Annotated in this window: 14 protein-coding genes; 5 read left to right on the top strand and 9 right to left on the bottom strand. The window is 65.1% G+C overall.

Going from position 1 to position 14,282, the window contains the following annotated elements; all coding sequences use genetic code 11:
- Positions 1-60 precede the first annotated feature (60 nt).
- From dxr to K2Y42_RS03760, 7 genes are all read right to left on the bottom strand, one after another.
- Complete coding sequence (gene dxr, locus K2Y42_RS03790) at positions 61-1,314, bottom strand: 1-deoxy-D-xylulose-5-phosphate reductoisomerase (RefSeq protein WP_291148644.1); 1,254 nt, start codon at positions 1,312-1,314, stop codon at positions 61-63.
- A 182-nt stretch (positions 1,315-1,496) separates the two neighbouring features.
- Entirely contained in the window at positions 1,497-2,375 is an 879-nt protein-coding gene (locus K2Y42_RS03785; protein ID WP_291148642.1) for a phosphatidate cytidylyltransferase, read from the bottom strand.
- An 11-nt stretch (positions 2,376-2,386) separates the two neighbouring features.
- Entirely contained in the window at positions 2,387-3,145 is a 759-nt protein-coding gene (locus K2Y42_RS03780) for an isoprenyl transferase (protein ID WP_291148639.1), read from the bottom strand.
- Between the two features lie 181 nt (positions 3,146-3,326).
- A complete protein-coding gene (frr, locus tag K2Y42_RS03775) occupies positions 3,327-3,890 on the bottom strand; it encodes a ribosome recycling factor (protein WP_291148638.1) in 564 nt (187 codons plus the stop codon).
- Between the two features lie 148 nt (positions 3,891-4,038).
- Entirely contained in the window at positions 4,039-4,767 is a 729-nt protein-coding gene (gene pyrH / locus K2Y42_RS03770; protein WP_291148635.1) for a UMP kinase, read from the bottom strand.
- A gap of 105 nt (positions 4,768-4,872) precedes the next feature.
- Positions 4,873-5,823: a translation elongation factor Ts gene (gene tsf / locus K2Y42_RS03765; RefSeq protein ID WP_291148632.1), complete on the bottom strand. Its 951-nt coding sequence runs from the start codon at positions 5,821-5,823 to the stop codon at positions 4,873-4,875.
- Between the two features lie 274 nt (positions 5,824-6,097).
- Positions 6,098-7,090, bottom strand: a complete 993-nt coding sequence (locus K2Y42_RS03760; protein WP_291148630.1) for a 30S ribosomal protein S2 — start codon at positions 7,088-7,090, stop codon at positions 6,098-6,100.
- Positions 7,091-7,425: 335 nt separating this feature from the next.
- Between K2Y42_RS03760 and K2Y42_RS03755 the strand changes: the two genes are divergently transcribed.
- Together K2Y42_RS03755 and K2Y42_RS03750 are read left to right on the top strand one after the other, a co-directional pair.
- Entirely contained in the window at positions 7,426-9,258 is a 1,833-nt protein-coding gene (locus K2Y42_RS03755) for a bifunctional diguanylate cyclase/phosphodiesterase (protein ID WP_291148627.1), read from the top strand.
- 140 nt (positions 9,259-9,398) lie between these two features.
- Positions 9,399-9,929, top strand: a complete 531-nt coding sequence (locus K2Y42_RS03750; protein ID WP_291148625.1) for a hypothetical protein — start codon at positions 9,399-9,401, stop codon at positions 9,927-9,929.
- A 106-nt stretch (positions 9,930-10,035) separates the two neighbouring features.
- On the opposite strand, the gene K2Y42_RS03745 is transcribed toward K2Y42_RS03750, so the two are convergent.
- The gene (locus K2Y42_RS03745) at positions 10,036-11,373 is read right to left on the bottom strand and encodes an FAD/NAD(P)-binding protein (RefSeq protein WP_291148623.1); all 1,338 of its coding nucleotides are present in this window, start codon (positions 11,371-11,373) and stop codon (positions 10,036-10,038) included.
- Between the two features lie 292 nt (positions 11,374-11,665).
- On the opposite strand from K2Y42_RS03745, the gene K2Y42_RS03740 reads away from it, so the two are divergent.
- Positions 11,666-11,917: a hypothetical protein gene (locus tag K2Y42_RS03740; RefSeq protein ID WP_291148621.1), complete on the top strand. Its 252-nt coding sequence runs from the start codon at positions 11,666-11,668 to the stop codon at positions 11,915-11,917.
- 74 nt (positions 11,918-11,991) lie between these two features.
- Here K2Y42_RS03740 and K2Y42_RS03735 read toward each other — a convergent pair whose 3' ends face one another.
- Positions 11,992-12,894, bottom strand: a complete 903-nt coding sequence (locus K2Y42_RS03735) for a LysR family transcriptional regulator (RefSeq protein WP_291148620.1) — start codon at positions 12,892-12,894, stop codon at positions 11,992-11,994.
- Between the two features lie 106 nt (positions 12,895-13,000).
- Between K2Y42_RS03735 and K2Y42_RS03730 the strand changes: the two genes are divergently transcribed.
- Together K2Y42_RS03730 and K2Y42_RS03725 are read left to right on the top strand one after the other, a co-directional pair.
- Positions 13,001-13,600 carry a glutathione S-transferase family protein gene (locus K2Y42_RS03730; protein ID WP_291148617.1) on the top strand — a complete coding sequence of 200 codons (600 nt, stop codon included), beginning with the start codon at positions 13,001-13,003 and terminating at the stop codon, positions 13,598-13,600.
- 72 nt (positions 13,601-13,672) lie between these two features.
- A complete protein-coding gene (locus K2Y42_RS03725) occupies positions 13,673-14,281 on the top strand; it encodes a pyridoxamine 5'-phosphate oxidase family protein (protein ID WP_291148615.1) in 609 nt (202 codons plus the stop codon).
- Position 14,282 lies beyond the last annotated feature (1 nt).

Here is a 14,282-nt window from a genome sequence, read left to right as displayed (position 1 = left end):
TGTCGGCTTGAGACTCTCGGGATGGCTCGGCCGCGCACCGGGCGCCAAGCCGGCGCAGTCTTACCCCGGAAGCACGTTCTGTGCCATCGCTCTCGCTTCGCGGTCGACGGCGAGCACGTCGTCGAGCGTGGCGAGATCTCTAAGAAGGCCCCGCGCTTCGGCCTTTTCAAGACATGCGGCAACGGTGAGCGCGATTTCGAGGAAGCCGATCTTTTTGTCGAGGAAGGCCTTCACGGCGATTTCGTTGGCCGCATTCAGCACGGCCGGAGCCGCCCCGCCGCGGTTGAGCGCGTCGATGGCAACCCCGAGCGCCGGGAAACGGTCGCGGTCGGGCGCTTCGAACGTCAGGGACTTGAGCGCCACGAGGTCCAGCTTCGGAACCGGCGTCGCGATCCGTTCCGGCCACGACAGCGCAAGCGCGATCGGCGTACGCATGTCCGGATGCGACATCTGCGCCATCACCGATCCGTCTTCCAGCATGACGAGGCAATGCACGATCGATTGCGGATGGATCACCGCGTCGAGCTGATGGGCGCCGACGGGAAACAGATGAAACGCCTCGATGAGTTCGAGGCCCTTGTTCATGAGCGTGGCGGAATCGATCGTGACTTTGCTGCCCATCGACCAGTTGGGATGCTGCAGCGCTTCTTCGGGCGTCACGCGCGCGAGGCGGCTCTTGTCGAAGGTGCGGAACGGCCCGCCCGACGCAGTCAGGATGATCTTCTCGATCGACTGCGCGGAGGTGCGGCCGATGGCCTGGAAGGCGGCGGAATGCTCGCTATCCACCGGCAGAAGTTCCGCGCCCCACGTCTTGATCTCACCGAGAAAAATGTCACCCGCGCTGACGAGGCATTCCTTGTTGGCGAGCGCCACTCGGCATCCCTGGCGCGCCGCCGCGAACGTCGGCTTGAGACCCGCCGCCCCGACGATCGCCGCCATCACGCAATCGGCCGGCTCGAGCGCGGCTTCGACGACCGCATCTTCTCCCGCGGCGGCGCGAATTCCAGTGCCGGCGAGCAGTTCCTGCAGCTCCGCGTAGTGCGCTGGGTCGCCGATCACGGCGAGGCGGGCGCGATGCGTAATCGCGAGTTCCGCCAGGCGCTTGGCATTGCATTGCGCGGTCAGCGCCACGACCTCGAAGCGATCGGGATGGCGCCCGCACAGATCGAGCGTGCTGGTTCCGATCGAGCCCGTCGCGCCGAGCACGGTAAGGCGCAGCGGCGCGGTGCGGGGACGGGAGGCGGGCGGCGCGTCTGCGCGCGTGGCCTCCGGCGTTCGCGCAAGGTCGCTCGATACGCTCGCCGCTCGCGTCATGCCTGAACCGTCTCCCATTCGGGTTGCTGACGAGGCGGGGGTGTCCGTTCGTCGTAGGAAAATTCGAGAAAACAACACACTGGAGCGTTTCCCGGCCCGCGTCTCCCGGATCGGGGAACCTCAGCACTCCGTCGATGCATAGCACCGCCCGGCCATCGCGGAACAGGCCGATCGTGCTGCCGTCAGGGAGCCGAGAGCGAAAGCCCGGACAGCAGCGCGTGCGCGGGTGCCTGCGGGTTGAGGAAGAGCGCGGCAATCGCGACGGCGACCGAAACGGTCACCAGCCCGTCCATGCGGTCCATGAACCCGCCGTGACCGGGCAGGAGCTGGCTCGCGTCCTTGACGTCGAACGCCCGCTTGAGCGCCGACTCGGCGAGATCGCCGGCCTGCGCGAGCAGGCCCATCAGCAGTCCCACGATGGCGAGCGGCACGACCGGCGCGCCGATCACGACGGCAAATGCGGCGGCAACGCCCGCGGCGGCAGACACGCCGCCCGCAAGTCCGCTCCAGGTCTTGTTGGGCGAGACGCGCGGGGCAAGGCGCGGGCCGCCGATCAGGCGTCCGGCGGCGAACGCGGCCGTATCCGTTGCCGCGACCACGAGCACGATGAAGAGGATGGCGAGAAAGCCGCGCGGCTCGTCGCTGCGCAGCCAGAGCAACGCCACGGCCGGCAAGCCCGCATACATGACGCCGGTCGCCGAAAGCAGCGGGTGCGAGCCGAATTCGAGCGCGAGCACGATAATGGTGCCGATCAGCAGCACCGCGACGCCGAGGGCCACGAACCCGAAGGCCGCGAGCGCCACGGCTGCCGTTACCGCGATGGCGTGCACCACCAGCGTCAGATCGATCCCTGCGCCCCGCACAACGCGCGACCATTCCCAGCTCATGGCGATTGCGACGACGAGCACGAAAGCGGCGAACGGCAGCAATCCCGCCCACGCAAGCCCGAACGCCGCGCCTGCCAGCAGCAGGCCCGAAAGCACGCGTTTCCAAAGGTCCGTGGGCGACCGCCGCGCAGGCGGCAGGTCTTGGCTGTCCTCGACGATCTGGTCGGTCTCCATCGGAGGCGATCCTAGGCCGTGGACCGGCGCGCCAATCCGCCGAACCGGCGCTCACGCGCCCGGTACTGCGTGATCGCCTCGAGCAGGAGCTCGCGGCCGAAGTCCGGCCAGTATGCGTCGAGAAAGACGAATTCGGTATAGGCGCATTGCCAGAGCAGGAAGTTCGAGAGCCGGCGCTCGCCGCTGGTGCGGATCAGAAGTTCGGGATCCGGCACGCCCCCGGTATCGAGCGCGTCAGACAAGTGCTCGCTGGTGATGTCGGTGGGCGCGAGACGCCCCGCAGCAACATCCTCGGCTATCCGGCGCGCCGCGCGCGTGATTTCTCCGCGTGCGCCGTAATTGAAGGCGATCACGAGCGTGAGGCGCGTGTTCTGTCGCGTCAGCTCGCATGCTTCGTCGATCAGCGCGCGCATCTCGGCATCGATGTTGTCGCGCTCGCCGATCACCATCACGCGCACGTTGTTCTGGTGCAGCTCGGCCAGATCGCAGCGAATGAAGCGCTTCATCAGGCCCATCAGGTCGTCGATCTCGCCCTGCGGCCGCGACCAGTTCTCAGAGGAGAAGCTGTAGAGCGTGATGTAGGGGATCTTGAGATCGATTGCGGCCTGCACCGTGCGCCGCACCGCATCGACGCCCGAGCGATGGCCCAGCGTGCGCGGCAGTCCGCGCTCCGCCGCCCAGCGGCCGTTTCCGTCCATGATGATGGCGACATGACGCGGCATGATCACCGCACCTGACGTGCCCTCGGAGGATTGCGATCTGTCTGCCACGGGGCTTTCGCGTGTTGTTGCGATTGAGATCTCGAGCGGCGTCGCGGGTACCGGCCACTTCCCTCGGGGAGGGTCGTGACGCATCAGGTGGTTGATCACCCTAGCACTTCGCGAAGAAAAGAACGTGCACAATTAGAGCCTTAATCCACCGGCAAGTCACGCGTTTCGAGACGGTGAAGGCTCAGACCTTGTGAATCTCGGCCTCTTTCGCCTGCAGGGTCTGGTCGATTTCCTTGATGAGCTTGTCGGTCAGCTCCTGCACCTTGGTCGAGTTCGCGCGATGGTCGTCTTCGCCCATCTTTCCGTCTTTTTCGAGTTTCTTGAGCAGGTCCATGCCCTCGCGGCGGACGTTGCGGACGGCCACGCGATGGGCCTCGGCATACTTATGGGCCTGCTTGGCCAGCTCCTGGCGCCGCTCGGCGGTGGGCGCGGGGATCGGCAGGCGGATCATCGTGCCGTCCACCACCGGGTTGACGCCCAGATTGGCCTCCCGGATGGCCTTGTCGACCGACTGGACGTTGCCCTTGTCCCAGACCTGCACGGAGATCATGCGCGGCTCCGGCACGGTCACCGTGGCCACCTGGTTGATCGGCATCCGCGAGCCGTACACGTTGACCTGGACGGTATCGAGCAGATGTGCGCTGGCGCGGCCCGTGCGCAGGCCCTGCAACTCGCGCTTGAGCGCTTCGAGCGAGGCGCGCATCCGCTGTTCGATTTCCTTGGGATCGAAGCTCGTTAGCGACACGGGGGCAGTCTCCTTCTTGTCTCGACCGGCAACCTTGGTGCTTCGCCGGCAATTCTGGGTGGATGCGCGCGTCGCGCCAGTGGGCGTCGCGCTGGGCAGGCCCCGGAAGGAAACCTCCCGGGTGGGCCGTGTGGGGCCATCAAAGCTCTCAGTCGTGGATCACGGTCGCGCGCGCGCTGCCGCGCACCACGTTGATCAGATTGCCGGGGCCATCGATGGAAAAAACAATTACCGGAAGATGATTGTCCCGGGCAAGCGCGATTGCGGCGCCGTCCATGACGCGCAGGTCGCGTGCCAGCACCTCGGAATAGGTGAGCGTATCGAACCGCGTCGCGTTCGGGTCCTTCTTGGGGTCGGAGGAATAGACGCCGTCGACCTGCGTCGCCTTCGCAACCGCATCGCACCCCATCTCGATGGCGCGCAGCGTGGCCGCCGTGTCCGTCGTGAAGAAGGGATTTCCCGTGCCAGCCGCGAAGATGACGATCCGCTCGCGCTCGATGTGATAGAGCGCGCGGTGGCGCACGTAGGGCTCGCACACGGTCGGCATCGGAATGGCCGAAAGCACCCGCGCCGGCGCTTTGGCGGCTTCGAGCGCGCTTTGCAGCGCAAGCGCGTTCATGACCGTCGCCAGCATGCCCATGTAGTCGGCCGTGGCGCGGTCCATGCCCTTCGCGGCGCCCTGGAGCCCGCGGAAGATGTTGCCCCCGCCAACCACCACCGAAAGCGCACAGCCTGCCGCGCGCGCCTCAGCGAGCTCGGTCGCGAGCCGGTCGACGACCGAGGTGTCGAGGCCGTAGCCGGCCTTCCCCATCAGCGCTTCGCCCGAGAGCTTGACCAGCAGCCGCTTGTACTTGAGCGATCCACCTTCCGCCGTCATTCGGCCCTCCGCGCCATCTGCATTGTTGTGGCCATACTGCCCCGCTTGCGCTGGGCTGGCAAAAAAAAGCCGGCGCAATCGCCGGCTTTTCTCCGAGTGCGTTGCTTACTTTTGCGCGGCTTCGATGGACTTGGCCACCTCGGCGGCGAAGTCCTCTTCCTTCTTCTCGATGCCCTCGCCGAGCTGATAGCGAACGAATGCCGAGACCTTGACCGGGGCTCCGACGGTCTTCTCGGCCTGCTTCAGAATTTCGGCCACCGATGCCTTGCCGTCGATGACGAACACCTGCTTCAGCAGCACGGCCTGGCTGACGAACTCCTTCTGCAGGCGGCCTTCGCCGGCCTTGAGCAGGATCTCGTCCGACTTGCCGGCGTTCTTCGGCTCGGCCTTGGCCTGCTCGAGATAGATGGCGCGCTCGCGGTCGAGGGCGTCCTTCGAGAGGTCCTCGACGTTGACGACCTGCGGGTTGGCGGCCGCGATGTGCATGGCGAGCTGACGGCCGAGCGCCATCAGCGAATCCGAGTCGCCCGCGCTTTCGAGCGCGATCAGAACGCCGATCTTGCCGAGGCCGTCTGCGGCCTTGTTGTGCACGTAGTCGGCGACCACGCCTTCCTTGACGGAGAGCGACGCCGTGCGGCGGAGCGCCATGTTCTCACCGATGGTGGCGATGGCGTCCTTGATCTGGTGGTCGACGGTGCTCTCGCCGCCTGGATACTTGGCCTCGAGCAGATTGGCGAGGTTGCCGTTCGCGGCCGGGGCCAGCGAGGTGATGGTCTGGACGAGTTCCTGGAACTGCGGGTTGCGCGCCACGAAGTCGGTCTCCGAGTTGACCTCGACGACGGCGCCCGACTTGACCTTCGAGATCACGCCGATGAGGCCCTGGGCCGCGACGCGATCCGACTTCTTGGCGGCCTTCGAGAGGCCCTTCTTGCGCAGCAGGTCGATTGCGGCTTCCATGTCGCCGTTGGTCTCTGTCAGCGCCTGCTTGCAATCCATCATACCGGCGCCGGTCTTGTCGCGCAGCTCTTTGACGGCTGCGGCGGAAATCGTGCTCATGTGTGCTCCTTTCGCGCGTTGGCGAATAACGCGTGGCGAACCGTGATCGCTTCGGACCCTATCGGTCCGGGGCGTGAAAATCGGTCTCATCAAGTCCGAAACCGGATGATTGCTTTGCGCCCGGCGGGCCAGAGCATCAGTGCCGGTGTGATCGGATCGGAGCGCGATCGAAGCTACGTCGAGATCGATCGCGCTTGAATTGCAGGCGAGCCGGAAATCCGGCTCGCGTGTCCAGAAAGCGGAGGAGGCGGGCCGCTGGCCCGCCACCGGATCCTTAAACGGACGACGCTTCGACCAGCTTCCTGGCCTGCGCCACCCAGCCGTCCTGTGCGATCTGACCGTTGAGCTTCAGCTTGCGGTCGAGAGCGCTGAGGTTGTCGGCGTCGAGATCGGCGATCTGCCAGAAGTGGAACACGCCGGCGTCGTTGAGCTTCTGCTCAAGCTTCGGCGAGATGCCGGAGATGCGCTTGAGGTCGTCGGCTTCGCCACGTGCGGCGTCGATGCCCTTGAAGGTGGTGGTGTCCGGCAGCGCTTCGGCGGGCGGTGCAACCGATGCGCCGACGTCGATGCCCGACGAACCCTGGCCGCGCTCGAGGCCGTCGAGTGCGGCGCGCGCGATGAGATCGCAGTAGAGCGTGATGGCGCGGCCGGCGTCGTCATTGCCCGGAACCGGGAAGTCGATGCCGTCCGGATCGCAGTTCGTGTCGACGATGGCGACGATCGGGATGCCAAGCTTGCGGGCTTCCTTGATCGCGATGCCTTCCTTGTTCGTGTCGATCACGAACAGCAGGTCCGGCACGCCGCCCATGTCCTTGATGCCGCCGAGCGCCTGGTTGAGCTTGTCGCGCTCGCGCTGGATGTTGAGGATTTCCTTCTTCGTGCGGCCCTGCGGGTCGGCAAGGATGTCGTCGAGTTGGCGCAGACGGCGGATCGACGTCGAGATCGTCTTCCAGTTGGTCAGCGTGCCGCCGAGCCAACGATGGTTGATGAAGTACTGGGCCGACTTCTTGGCGGCTTCCGCGATCGAATCCGAGGCCTGGCGCTTGGTGGCGACGAACAGCACGCGGCCGCCCGATGCGACCGTGTCCGAGACCTTGTTCAGCGCCTGATGCAGCATCGGCACGGTCTGGGTCAGGTCGAGAATGTGGATGTTGTTGCGGGCGCCGTAGATGAAGGGCGCCATCTTGGGGTTCCAGCGATGGGACTGGTGGCCGAAGTGAACGCCAGCTTCCAGGAGCTGACGCATGTTGAATTGCGGCGCTGTCATGTGCGCAAGTTTCCTTTTCCGGTTGATCCTCCGCGCACCTTGAGAAGAAAAGCGAGGCCTTTGAGGGGCTTAGCTCATCCACCGGAGCGACCTGCGGGGCTTTTAATCCGCGGGCGCATGAGGTGCGCGTGTGAGATGAGGGGGTGTCTAGCCGCAAAAGCCCGGAAAGACAAGCTGGCTCAGGCGAGAAAAGTCCGGGCACCCCCCTGTTCCAGATCCCAAATGAGCGCCGCGCAGGTGGGCACATTGCGTGTGTGACAATCTCATGACGGACCGCTTAAGCGCGGCTTCACCCCCGCTTGCTAAGGAAGAGACGAGGGACCACGGGGTAAAAAATGTTCGGGACGTCAGTGCCGTTGCTGCAAGCGAGTGATGGCAAGTTCATCTTTCTCGAGCGCGTCGAACAGGTCATTCAGACGGCGTTGCAACCCATCACCGATTTGCGCAGCGGCAACGCGCACGGGTTCGAGACGCTGGTGAGGAACACCGAAGCCCTCGGATTTTCGTCCATCCCGGAGTTCTTTGCGTTCGCGGATCGTCTCGGCGTGCGCGCTGAGGTGGATGCGTTGCTGTTTACGCGATCTGCCCTGAAGCTTTCGCAGAAAGCCGGCGTCGACGCCCTGCTTTTCGTCAATCTCGATCGCAAGCGCGCGGCTCAAATCGATGAGATGCTGCCGGCGATGATGGACGGATTGCGGGCCGGACGCCTCACGCCATTCGATATCAGTATCGAGATCACCGAAGGCGGCGATGCGCCATACCGGGCGGGGCTGATCAGCGGCGTCGCAAAATTGCGCAGTCTCGGATTCCGGATTGCGATCGACGATTTCGGCACCGGACATTCCGGCCTGCAGACCCTCTACGAGTTGCAGCCCGACTACGTAAAAATCGACCGCTTCTTCATCAGCGACATCGACCGCGACGCACGCAAGCGCGCATTCTTGTCACGACTGGTCGAGCTCGCGCACACATTCGGCACCCAGGTGGTCGCCGAAGGCGTCGAGCGGGCAGGCGAGCTGCATGCGTGCCGCGACTGCGGATGCGATCTCGTGCAGGGATACTTCATCGCCCGTCCTTCGGTGGACGCGGCGGACCTGAAGCAGATGTACCCCGCCGTCGCCGACAATTCAGACCGTCGGAAGTCGCAACGCGGCACCAGAACGCTCGATGACGAGGGCATCGTCGTCGCGCTCGAGGCCTTTTCGGGCGACACGCGGCTTGACCAAGTCGTCGAATATTTCCTGGGGCATCCGGACTGCACGTTCTTGCCCGTCGTGGACGCGCGGTCGACGCCCATTGGAGTCGTGCGCGAGCGCGATCTGCGGTTCCTGGTGCAGGCTCCGTTCGGCCGGGATCTATTGAAGAATGCTGCCTTCCGGAAGCCGTTGGCGGACTTCGTCACGCGCTTGCCGGTGGTCGATCACGGTATTTCTGCCGCGCATCTGATCGAACGGTGTGTGCAGTCGATCGAGGAAGGCGTGATCGTCACCAAGGACGCGCGCTACTTCGGTTTCGTTCCCGCCACGGCGCTGCTGACGCTGGCGGGCTCGATCCGCTTGCGCGCGGCGCAGAACCAGAACCCGCTCACGCACCTGCCGGCCAATGACGCAATCATCGGCCACATTGGCCGCGGCACCGAGAACCGCGGCCGCGATCACGCATTCGCCTACCTGGACTTCAACAACTTCAAGCCATTCAATGACGTCTATGGCTTCCATGTCGGCGACCGCGCGATCATCATGTTCGCGGAAATCCTGCGCGCCGAGTTCGGTCGCGACGATGCCTTCGTGGGCCATATCGGCGGCGACGACTTCTTCGTAGGGCTGTCGGGCGAAGTCGGTGAATTTGCGCAAAGGTTGCGAGCCGTGTGCGCGCGTTTTTCCGCCGATGCCGAGAGCCTTTACTCGGCCAGTCACCGTCAGAGCGGCTACATCGAATGCGCTGGGCGCGACGGCGTCGTCGCGCAGTTTCCGCTGCTCTCGTGCTCGATCGCTCTGCTCATGCTTCCTGCAGAGGGGCAGCCGGTGACGACGGACGACATCGCCCATGAGCTTTCGGGGCTCAAAATGGCGGCCAAACGAAGCCCGACATGCTTCAGCGCCGGAACGATGCCGCCGCCTGACCGCAGTGAAACTCAAAAAGTCGACGTGATCAGCGAGGTCGCCTGACCGCAGGCGTGGGCCTGGCCCCGAATTTCTTAGCGAAAGCACGCCCCTCCGACCGGCCACCCCGTTGCCGATTGCATCCGCAGCACCATCTACTTTGTTGCAACCTCAACGCAACGCATGGGTCAACGGAGGATCTGCCAATGTCGCAGTCACGTGCAACGGAACGCAGCGTGCTGAGCAAAGAGCTGCTCGATCTTGTCGACAGCACGCACCATCCGGCAATTTACGGCCATGACGCCAAGGCCCTTCAGGGTCTGCAGCGGCAGCTCCGCGAAGAACGCGAGAAACTGCGCACGCGGGTGCGCCAGCGTCAGCGCGAAGGGCGCGGCAAAACGGAAGCGCGCGGAAAGAGCTTCCCCGGCAACACCGAACAGCCGCTCAAGCGCAAGCAGGCGATCGCCAGCGCGCTGAAGCGGGTGAACAAGGAGCTTGAGCGCGTAAGGAAGCTCGAAGCGAAGACAACCCATGTCGACGCGGCGCGCCGTGCTCTCGAGCTGCATCGCACAGCAAAATTCCATCCGATCCAGGTGGCAGAGCAAACGTCCAATGCCGGGATGAAGTCTCATCCGAGCATCAAACGGCGCCGGATCATTCCAGGCAGCCAGATCGGCAGCGTCTCTCAGCAGACGAAAAATGCGCAAGCCAAGAAGGACAACCGCGGCAAGGCCTGACAGTCGAACGGTTGTGCCATCGGCAAACTGATTGGGTCGGCACGTACCGCGTGCCGGCCGGATGGCCAGCAATTCGGCAGCGGTTAACTCGCTCGGTCCGCCCAGGCTATGCAACGCGCAGAAATTTGTGCGCGAGGTTCGCAGCTTGGATGCGAATGTCGGGAACGGCCGTCACCTCCCAGAATACGCCCGACGTGACGGGTCCGATGGCGTGCAGCCTGCCCGATGGATCGCCGCTTTGGCCGATCAGGGCGTAGTCCCCGGTGACATCGAGCCCCAGATTGAGAGCGTCGGAGCGCGCCTGTCCGGTAGCCAGGAGAGAGCGCAGCAATGTGTTGTCCGTGTCGTGCACGTTGCTTGCGCGTCCCCGGCATTCGAAGACCGCGCGCGCGAAGACCGTCGGACGCTCCCGCGTTCCGCGCGTCGCGACTATGATGTCCACGCCACCGTTCCGCTCTGCGAACCCCTGCACGCGTCCCGCGATCACGCGGAACTGGCCGGTGCGGCGTGCGTGCGCCAGCTTTTCGGCGGCTTGCGGCGCGATGCGGTGACGATGCTGATCCCACCACGGCCGCGCATGGCGCAGAAAGCGCCGCTTGGCCGCGAGCGGCAAGGTTTGCCAGAGCCGCTGCGTATGCGGGCGAAGGGCGTCGATCGCGCTGCGCCAGTCGCCACTCTCGGCTTCGATACGGTCCGCCCACCGGCGCAGCCACCGCGTCGTGCGGCTCAACGGCTCCCCGAACGGAACGGTGGCGGCGTCGAGGGGCACGGGCGAGATCGCCCGGTGCGCGTGCGGTGTGAGACCTCGCGTCGAGATGGCGACGATCGGGCCGCGATGACCGCTGTGCAGCAGTGTCAGCACCCAGTCGACCATCGTGAGGCCGGTGCCGATGATCGCGACTGGCGCGCCGGCCGGAAGATCCGGCACGGGCGAACTGTTCCATCCGTTATGGCGCCACGGCGCGAGCGGCAGCTTCGGCCCTTCGTTGCCCGTCGCGACGACGGCGTGGTCTGCGATGATATGTGCGCCATCCTCGAAGGCGACCGAGACTCCATCCGACGTTTCGGTGATCGCCACCGCGCGCGCGTTGACGAGCCGAAGCCGCCCGTCGGCGAGGTGCGGCGCGAGAAGGCTTTGCAGATAGTCGCGATACGTGCGCCGGGGCGCGAACGACGATGCCTCGGGCAGGCCGTCTCCGAACGAGGGAGCGTCCGTCCGCAGCCATTGGAAGAAATGCTCGGGCTGGTCCGAGAACGCGCTCATGTTCGCGGCGCGGACATTGAGCAGGTGATCCGGATCTTGCGTCGCGTAGGCGACACCCGCGCCGAGCTCCGCCCGCTGCTCGATGATCGTGACGGCCAGCGAGGGATGTCGCTTTCTCAAAAGGTGAGCCGCGAGCAGCACGCCGCTGGCTCCGCCACCGACAATGACGATACCGGTCATGGCTATTCCCAATGTTTGCGGTCGTGGGAAGCGTAAAGGGCGCCGGGTCCGCGGCTCCGAGGCCTCGCCGCGGTCGCATCGGGTGTGTCGACCGAGACAGTGGTTACTGCGGCGGTTGGCTTCGGAGAAATTTCATTTTCAGATTTGCTTATTCCGTGGCTTGGAATGCGCGCGGTTAGGGCGACCAGCCGAAATACATTCTTCGGATATGGGAAGAAGAAGGAGTTGGTTAGGCAGGGGATGGGCTGGCGGTATATCGGGATTTCATGACCAGAACGGAGGCCTGAAAGCGATGGCAAACGTCACGGATCTTTCGCCCGGAGACCGCATCGAAATTCTCTACCGGTCCGCGTCGGGAAACAGCGAACACGGTACCGAGCTGCGCGACCGCTGGATCGCTGCCGAGATCAAGAGCATGGGCAACGGTGCGTGGCCGCTCGCTCGCCTCGCGGACGGCCAGCTCACGGAGGTGCGCCGGTTTATGGAATGGCGCTACGCGTCGGGATTGTTTCGCCGGCCGCATCCCCATCCTCGATCGGCCTAGTTGCGCCGATTCAGCTGCTCTGGTCTTCGCGCCTCGTCCGCACGCTCACGAAATCTCGCTGCCGACCATTCCCTTCATCGAAGCGTCGGCTGCGCACGCAACTTCTCTGAGGCGAAGCGCACGAACTCCCGCACGCGCGGCGTGTCCGATCGCGCCGACCGGTACACGAGGTGAATGGGAATAGGCGTGTCGTCGAAACGCTCGAGGATCGGCGTCAGGTGACCGGCGTCGATCTCAGCGCGCGCCTGGTATGAGAGCACGCGCGCAAGCCCGACGCCCGCCACGGCGGCCTCGACCGCGGCTTCCGCCGTGTTCACCGACAAGCGCGAGCGGACGCGGACGGTCTTGCGCCCATGGCGCTTGCTTTTGAACACCCAACGCATGCCCCCCGGCATTCCGGCAAAGGTCACGCAGTCCAGCGTCGCCGCCTCGCTGGGCATGGCAGGCACGCGCGACCGGCGCAGAAACTCCGGCGACGCGCACGCAACGAAGTGAACGGTGCCGACGCGCTTTGCCACCAATCCGGAATCCGGCAGCTCGCCGATCCGGAGCGCAACGTCGATATCTTCCTCGATAAGATCGACAACGCGATCCATGAGCAGCAGCCGCGCGGTGATGCGGGGATAGGCGGCGAGGAACGCGGTGACGACCGGCAGCAGATGCAGGCGTCCGAAACTGACGGGCGCCGTGATCGCGATTTCCCCGGAGAGCGTCGAGGATTGCCCCGCAATCCGCCCCTCGGCGCCTTCGAGCGCTTCGAGCACCTGCCGGCACGTCACCAGATAGTCGCGCCCGGCGTCCGTCAGCGCCATGCGCCGGGTGGTGCGGTCGATGAGCGTGCAGTTGAGATGCGCTTCGAGCTGCGACAGAAGCCGGCTGACGTTCGTGAGCGGCTCGCCGAGCCGCCGCGCGGCTGCCGACAGGCTGCCCGCATCTGCCACTTCCACGAACACGGTCATGGCCCGCAGCCGGTCCATCGCACCCTTCCAAAAACCGGAAATATATCTCTCAGACTTTCTGTCTATCGGACCAATCGATCTTGCGCCACCCTAACCTCAGGCGACGAACGAAAAGGCGCGAGCAATGGCGGCAAAGCTTTACGACCTCGAACTGTCCGGCAATTGCTACAAGGTGCGCCTGCTGTGCGCGCTCATCGGCGTGCCGCTCGAAGTCATCCCCGTGGATTTCCTTGCCGGCGCGCACAAGCAGCCGCCGCTGAGCGACCTCAATCCCTTCTGCGAGATCCCGGTCTTTCAGGATGGCGATCTCGTGCTGCGCGACAGTCAGGCGATCCTGATCTACATCGCCCGCAAGTGGGGCGGCGAAAGCTGGCTGCCGACCGACCCCGCCGGCCTCGCGCAGGTGAGCCAGTGGCTGATGGTGGCCGAGAACGAAATCGCCCGCGGCCCGAACGACGCGCGTCTGCACGACAAGTTCGGCTACAAGCTCGATGTCGCGCACGCACGCGCCAAGTCGGCGCGCATCCTCGCACTCATGGAGCGCCAGTTGGCGCGAGACGCTTGGCTCGCGCTCGGGCGGCCCACCGTCGCCGACATCGCCTGCATGCCGTATGTCGCGCTCAGCCACGAAGGCGGTGTTGCCCTCGAACACTATCCCGCCGTCGCCGCCTGGGTCGATCGCGTGAAGGCGCTCCCGGGCTTCATCGGCATGCCGGAGATCTGACACGTCAGATCATATCGGCCGATCTTTACGGCCCGATCGTTTCGGCCCGTTCGTTTCGCAAGGAGCGCACTCATGGCCCGCTACGCATCCGACATCGCGTTCACAGACACGGTCAAAGCCGAGCAAGCGGCGCGCGGCTCCCGCGCACAGTATGCGCGCATGGAGCAGGCCAAAGGCTGGCCCACAACGGTAACGCCGGATCTGGCGGCCTTCATCGCGCAGGTGCGCTCGTTCTATCTCGGCACCGCCAACAAGGATGGCCAGCCCTACATCCAGCATCGCGGCGGCTCTGCCGGGTTCCTGCACGTACTGGACGAGCGCACGCTCGGGTTCGCGGATCTCGCGGGCAACCGGCAATACATCACGGCCGGCAATCTGGCCGACAATCCCCGCGCGTTCATCTTCCTCATGGACTACGCCAACCGGCGGCGCGTCAAAATCTGGGGCCGCGCCAGGATCGTCGAGAACGACGACGAGCTGCTGTCGCGCTTGCGCCCGCCAGTCGGCAACGCGACCGCCGAGCGCGCAATTCTGTTCGAGATCGAGGCGTGGGATCGCAACTGCCCGCAGCACATCCCCCAGCTTGTCGCGATCGAGGACGTGCAGGACGCTGTTCGCACGCTTCAGGATCGCATCCTGCTGCTCGAAGCAGAGCTCGAGCAGATGCGCGCGGCCCAGTAAG

It is taken from the genome of Hyphomicrobium sp., from assembly GCF_019744875.1.
Taxonomy (GTDB): domain Bacteria; phylum Pseudomonadota; class Alphaproteobacteria; order Rhizobiales; family Hyphomicrobiaceae; genus Hyphomicrobium_C.
Note: the sequence above shows the minus strand (reverse complement) of the source record. Positions and strands in the feature narration are given on the sequence as shown.

What these genes read in the sequence shown, in the direction of transcription:
- K2Y42_RS03785 (WP_291148642.1), bottom strand. Translation starts at nt 2,375, where the DNA reads ATGGAGACCGACCAGATCGTCGAGGACAGCCAAGACCTGCCGCCTGCG.
- K2Y42_RS03745 (WP_291148623.1), bottom strand. Translation starts at nt 11,373, where the DNA reads ATGACCGGTATCGTCATTGTCGGTGGCGGAGCCAGCGGCGTGCTGCTC.
- K2Y42_RS03750 (WP_291148625.1), top strand. Translation starts at nt 9,399, where the DNA reads ATGTCGCAGTCACGTGCAACGGAACGCAGCGTGCTGAGCAAAGAGCTG.
- K2Y42_RS03735 (WP_291148620.1), bottom strand. Translation starts at nt 12,894, where the DNA reads ATGGACCGGCTGCGGGCCATGACCGTGTTCGTGGAAGTGGCAGATGCG.
- K2Y42_RS03755 (WP_291148627.1), top strand. Translation starts at nt 7,426, where the DNA reads ATGTTCGGGACGTCAGTGCCGTTGCTGCAAGCGAGTGATGGCAAGTTC.
- dxr (WP_291148644.1), bottom strand. Translation starts at nt 1,314, where the DNA reads ATGACGCGAGCGGCGAGCGTATCGAGCGACCTTGCGCGAACGCCGGAG.
- K2Y42_RS03725 (WP_291148615.1), top strand. Translation starts at nt 13,673, where the DNA reads ATGGCCCGCTACGCATCCGACATCGCGTTCACAGACACGGTCAAAGCC.
- K2Y42_RS03760 (WP_291148630.1), bottom strand. Translation starts at nt 7,090, where the DNA reads ATGACAGCGCCGCAATTCAACATGCGTCAGCTCCTGGAAGCTGGCGTT.
- K2Y42_RS03740 (WP_291148621.1), top strand. Translation starts at nt 11,666, where the DNA reads ATGGCAAACGTCACGGATCTTTCGCCCGGAGACCGCATCGAAATTCTC.
- pyrH (WP_291148635.1), bottom strand. Translation starts at nt 4,767, where the DNA reads ATGACGGCGGAAGGTGGATCGCTCAAGTACAAGCGGCTGCTGGTCAAG.
- tsf (WP_291148632.1), bottom strand. Translation starts at nt 5,823, where the DNA reads ATGAGCACGATTTCCGCCGCAGCCGTCAAAGAGCTGCGCGACAAGACC.
- K2Y42_RS03730 (WP_291148617.1), top strand. Translation starts at nt 13,001, where the DNA reads ATGGCGGCAAAGCTTTACGACCTCGAACTGTCCGGCAATTGCTACAAG.